The 262-nt window shown below is 42.4% G+C and carries 1 pseudogene; it reads right to left on the reverse strand.

Going from position 1 to position 262, the window contains the following annotated elements:
* Window positions 1-14: 14 nt before the first annotated feature.
* A pseudogene (locus K5S59_RS29865) lies at window positions 15-262 on the reverse strand (hypothetical protein); the annotation flags it as partial.

Below are 262 nucleotides of genomic sequence, written 5' to 3' on the forward strand. Positions count from 1 at the left end.
GTTAACGTTAGTCACCAGCCGCCTATCGAAATACCATTTGGATCATGAACCAATCTCTTTACATCTTTTCCGTCTAAGTCATCAAATCCAAATGCTTTCATATTGTAGTTTGGAATTTCTCTCATGCCGAATGGCTGCAATAAGTATTCATTCGCAAATTCACGGACACACTTTCCTGTTGCGCTCGTCATAATTGCTGATAGTACATGAGCCCCCGCAGATGAGTATTTAAACTGTCTCTTATACACCCCTGACGCTGCCG

The organism is Bacillus sp. BML-BC051, from assembly GCF_019656175.1.
Lineage (GTDB): Bacteria > Bacillota > Bacilli > Bacillales > Bacillaceae_G > Bacillus_A > Bacillus_A mobilis.